The organism is Streptomyces lunalinharesii (genome assembly GCF_039532155.1).
Lineage (GTDB): Bacteria > Actinomycetota > Actinomycetes > Streptomycetales > Streptomycetaceae > Streptomyces > Streptomyces lunalinharesii.
The window spans coordinates 1-5,094 of record NZ_BAAARK010000086.1 but is presented as its reverse complement, the minus strand read 5'-3'; the positions used below and the strand labels follow the sequence as shown (position 1 = coordinate 5,094).

The window sequence follows — 5,094 nt, the reverse complement described above, 5'->3', positions numbered from 1 at the left end:
TTGATTCGGGCCGGTCCGCCCGAATCAACGGTCCGCCCGTCGGTGCTGCGCCATGTTGGCTTCGTCGCCCGGGCTCGGCTCGCGCGCCGTGTATGGCAGCTCCGCCGACAAAGTAGGCGGAGGTCAGCGACGGAGCGTGCTCTGCAGGCGTGCAAGGAGAGCTATCGACGGGTCTTTCTTGTGCACAAGTGGCCGGCAGGACACGCATCGCATCCGTGGTAGTCGAGCAGGCCTGTGGCCTTTACCGAGTTGAAGAGTTCCCGTGCGTGGTCCGGACCGTTGATTCCTTCAAAACGCCCATACTTTTCGGGGTCGGGCTGTTCCATCTGGGACTGGCAAGCACGCATGTACATCAGCGTGGAGATTTGTTCGGCGGAAAGCTCTCGTGCCTGTTCTGGGATACATACCGACGGCACGTTCGCGCTCTCTGGCGTGCCCTGGAAGATCCATGGGTCGCCGGGTTTGCTGGGGCGGTTCGCGACGACCCGCACCAGTGGCGTGTCGTCGTGAAGTTCCACGAGGAGGGCGCCGATGGAGTGGAGGCGGTGGAGGGAGGTTCTGACGTCTGATGTGCCGTTGACGCCGAGTTGGCCAGCGAGATCGTTGAGGCTGAGCAAACTGCCCTCGTTGTTCCCGGTGATGAGCCCGAGCTTGCCGAGGTCGATGGCCATGTCGAGGCTGATTGCTGCCATCGGGAGTTCGTAGTCGTAGAGCGGGCCCAAACGGGCCAGGCGCTGCATGAGGTCACGAGCGTCATCGGTCAGCTGCGGGTCACGAACAGCCTGGTCGGCGGTCATGCCCCGCTCGACTGCAAACCACTCGCCGTAGGCCTCTCCGGGCGGCTGGAGTTGCCGAAGAGTGTAGGTAGCCGCGCCTCTCTGGCGGCGAGGTTTACGAGACTTGGATCTTCCCATACCCAAACAACGATATACCGGATCATTCGTGACGTACTGAGCTAGGCGGCGTACCCGCCTTCCGGCCGCCGGCCGGTGCCGCGCCCCGCATGCCGGCAGGGTCGTTGCATCCGCCACTGGGCCGGTGGCCCCGCTCTGGCCCCCGCGCGGCCGGTTGCCGGCTGATTCGGGCGGGTCCGCCCGAATCAGCCGGTGCCGTCTCTGCCGCTGGTCCTGCTGCCCGGCCCGTGCTGTGGTGTGGCCGTCGCCGTTGGTTGAGTAGTTCAGCCTGATTACGTGGGTGTCGGAGTGCCTGTCACAGCTGAGCGCGCCAGCTGCAGCATGTCCACTTTTTGGCCCTGAGCGTTGAGGACTGGTGCTGTTTGATCGCTGTTCTCCCAGTCTTGCTGGACGGCGTCGAGTTGTTGCTGAGTCAGTCGGCCTCCTGGGGTATCTGTCTTGATCACGCTGTACGGCAGGCGCGTACGACAGCCCGGTTGGATCTGTACGACTACGACGGCGAGTTTCTCGTTTGGCGTCAATGGTCCCCGGCCGTCGAGGAGCAGGTGCTCGTCGTGTTCGTCGGGGAAGGCTTCCCTCACTCGCACTGACTGACCAGGATGTTTGTCGAACCAAAGGCGGTCGTTTTCGGTAGCGCGGTGTCCGGCTTCCTTGGTTTTGCTTGAGAGCTCGGTGCCAAGGGTTTGCGCCTCCATTCCGAGGCCGTACAAGCTCAGGCCCTTCCACTTCTTCGGACGACTGCTCTGCTTTTTCTGCTTTTTCTTTCGGGCACGGCTTACAGGCACGTGTGCTACCTCTCCGGTCAGTGTGGACACACCGTCGGGAGCTAACGAGTACGCCTGCAACTGCGGTGCGTAGGAGCGGCCGAGTGGGTGGCAGAGGGTGGTGAGCTGCCGCTCTTTCGGCTGCTGCGGGCGGGGCCACTGTTCCCCGCGTGGTGTCGGTCGGGTGCCGCGACCGCCGTCTCGCCCCGCCTCGGCGGCCTCGTGCTCCTCGGGCCGTGCCGCGGCCGCGGGCCGGGCGGCCCGTGCTCCGTCGGCGCCCGGGCTGGCATCGTCGCGGCTGCCCGTCGAGGTCGTCGATCTCGGGCAGCGGCTGCCGAGGCCACCAGGCCGCTGGCTGTTCGCCGTGGACCTGCTTCGGGTGGGTGGCCTACACACCTGTAGGCCTGTAGGCCACCTGTGTCTCAGTGTTCTGACCTGCAGGAATGTGGGTTCCGGGTGGGGGTGGCCTACTGGTGTTGGAAGGGGGGTTGTACAGCGGCCGGGGGCTTGCGGCAGTCGTGCTGGCCCTGGGGTCTCTTCGTCGATCAGGACGTCGCGGCGGCCCCGTTCGTCGAGGTCGCGACTGCCTCGTCACTGCTTCTCGTCGGCCGGTGGTCGCTGGCTTCGCGCCTTGCCGTCCTCGTCGTTCGGGACGTCGAGTTCCTGCTGAGGTTGCTGGGGCTCCGCCCGCGCCCGCGGGGCCTCGCCTTCTGGCCGGTGGCGGGTCGTCGCCCCACGGCCTCGGGCTGGCCGGCTGATCGAGGGTCCGCGTGCTGCCGTGCCGCGTCCGCGAGCTCCGGCTGCTGGCGGTCCGGGCCGGAGCCGGCGGTCGGCGTTGGCTCTGGCCGCGGTCCGTCTGCCGAGTTCCGTTCCGCGGTCCAGGCCGTCGGTCTCGGCGGTTCGTCGCGGTTCCAGGCTCGGCTGGGCCGCGACCGGCGGCACCCGCGGCCCGGACCGGTTCCGTTCGCCGTTCGGGTCGGTCCTGCTCGCCGTCCTGTCGCCGGGCGGCGACAATCGTCGGGTTTCTGGCCTGGGGTTTCGTCGGTGTCACCTGTGTCTGCGGCCTGTGGGCGGGGTGTCGCGCTTTGCTCCGTGCCGCGCCTGCTGGCCGGCGGCTGGCGATCGGCTCGTTGGGCGGCCTTCGGGGCGGCCTGCGTACCCGCGCTGCTGCGGATGATCTTTCCGTCCAGGGCGTCGTGGCCGTGGTCGGTGGTTGTCGGCGTCGCGGTCCGCGCGCTCCGGCTGTCGGCAGTCCGGGTCGTGGTCGCCGCCGGGCCGATGCTGCGCGCCGGCCCGCTCCGCCCGCGCGGTTCGGCCCGAAGCGTTGGGCTGCTGGCCTGTGGTGATGGTGTGTCGGCTGATTCGGGCGGATCCGCCCGGCTGCGGCCGCGCCGCCCGGGCGGGGTCTGGCTGTTCTGGTTCAGTCTCCGTCGTCCGCTTGCCGCGGTCGCGGCGCCGCTCTCGTGCTGCTGTGCGGCGCCTGCTGTCGGGGCCCGTCGTTACAGTCGGCTTCGGAGGTATTCGGCCGTCTCGACAGCGTGTTGAGGGTCGAGGTAATCGACTGGTTGCCAGCGAGCGGTGTCGTATTCTTCTGAATTCTCCCAAGGTGCAAGGGCGTTGCAGAGCTCGTTCCAGTGGCGTTGCTTCGCCCTCAGCATGCTCCGGGATCCGTCGTCGAGGTCAAAGGCCGTCCGCACAGTATTGACCAGGTTGAATACTGATCTGTCCATGGCTTGCGCCATCCGAAATTCGTCAGAATTCGTTGCGTGGTTACTCATTGCTTTATGAATACGGGCCTTGAGGAATTTCTCTGCAGCGTCGATGTCTGCGGTTGTGAGGTCGCTGGCGTGCAGGACCGTCGCGTGGCTCGGGGTGGCTGTCACGGTGAGCCCAACGACGCGAGGGCCTGCTGGTGGTATGCCGTTGGGCTGATCGAGGGTCCGCGCGCTGCCGTGCCGCGCCCGCGGGCCGCCGTGCTGCTCGGGATCTTCGCCAGCCCGGCCGCGCCCGCGATCCGACTGGCCGGTCTGCGGTGGCTGCCGGCCGCTGCTGGTCTTCGGCGGCCTTGTGCTCCTCGGGCTGTCCGCTCCTTCTCCGAACGTCGTGCTCGTCGGGCGTCCGCGGCCGGCGGGCCCGCGCTCCGCCGCCGGCCGGCGGCTGTTCCCCGCGCGGTGTCGGCGCCTCGTCCTGCCTGCTGCCGGCAGTTGACGACGTTGCGCTCGCGTCACTGCTCCGCCGCTCCGCCGTGGGTGGCCTACATCCTTGTAGGCCTGTAGGCCACCCATGCATTAGTGCTCTGACCTGGGGGGATGTGGGTGTGGAGTGGGGGTGGCCTACTGGCCTACAGGTGTTGGAAGGGGGTGTTGTTGTAGGCCGGGTCATTGTTCTGGGGTGGGGCTCTGCCAGCCGTCGACTGCTCGTTGACTGCCCGATGGCGGATCGGCCCCCGCCGGCCCAGTGGCCTCCTCCTGGCCGGCGGGGGCCGCTGGGGCGAGGGCGCGGTCGCGGTGCTGGGTGTCGCCGGGCCCGGGCTGGCCGTCGACTTCCGGTTGGGGCGGGGGCCTGGGCCTCGGTTGCGGCGCTGGGTGGCGGGCTGTCCCTCGTCCTGCTGGCCGTCCTGGGGCGGTGCTGCGCCGGGCCCCGGCTGGCGGGGCGTGGAGTTCACCGTTGCTTGTTGGCGGCCGCGGAGCGGCTGCTGGGGGGCCTCGTGCCCCGTGCCTGCGGGCTGCCGGGGGCTTGTCGTCCTGGTCGACCAGGACCACGAGTTCCTCTCCGGTTGCCGGCCGGGGTCAGCAGCGGTCAGCAGGGGTCGGCGGCGGTCGGCTGGGGCTGGGTGGTGGTTGGAGTTCGTCGTTGCGGGCGGGCGGTGGCCGCGGAGCGGTCGCTGGGGTGGTTGTGGCTCGGTGGGTCGGTGCTGTGTGGGGGTCTGGTGGTCCGCGGAGCGGGCCAGCGGACCGGGGCTCGGTGACCGATGCCGTACAAGTTCAGAAGGGGCTGGCGGTCGACCGGCGTGTCGGCGGCGCTTGCGGCGCCGACACCGACACACCCTCAGCTCTCCTCTGTCTCCTGGGCCCGTGAGAGCGCCTCAGAGGTCCGCATAGCGGGCCTCCCGCCCCCGAGCAACTCCCGCCGTCCCACGACCCCCAGAACACCGCCCAGCACCTTCGTCTCCTCCCGATCAACTCACCCTCACCATGCCCCTGAACCAACACTCCTGATATCACGTCAAAACTCCCACCAATTCCTAACTTGAATTCTCCTCACCCTCCCCCCAATTCTTCAATCCGCGAAGCGGATTGAAAAGCACCGCATCAAAACCGCAACCACACAACTACCCGCACCCAAAACCGAATTCCGCTTTAGCGGAATTCCATGGGCCTGTCTGGGCGCTTCAGCGCCCAGAAGCCGCATGGCGG

General features: G+C 68.1%; 2 protein-coding genes. Both read right to left on the bottom strand.

The features are described 5' to 3' along the window. Positions 1-161: 161 nt before the first annotated feature. Positions 162-797: a hypothetical protein gene (locus ABD385_RS40855; RefSeq protein ID WP_344585304.1), complete on the bottom strand. Its 636-nt coding sequence runs from the start codon at positions 795-797 to the stop codon at positions 162-164. A gap of 389 nt (positions 798-1,186) precedes the next feature. Continuing rightward, a complete protein-coding gene (locus tag ABD385_RS40850) occupies positions 1,187-1,699 on the bottom strand; it encodes a hypothetical protein (protein ID WP_344585302.1) in 513 nt (170 codons plus the stop codon). Positions 1,700-5,094: the final 3,395 nt, after the last annotated feature.

Bases quoted from the DNA above. Each gene is read 5' to 3' on its own strand.
- ABD385_RS40855 (WP_344585304.1), bottom strand. From the start codon at position 797: ATGACCGCCGACCAGGCTGTTCGTGACCCGCAGCTGACCGATGACGCT.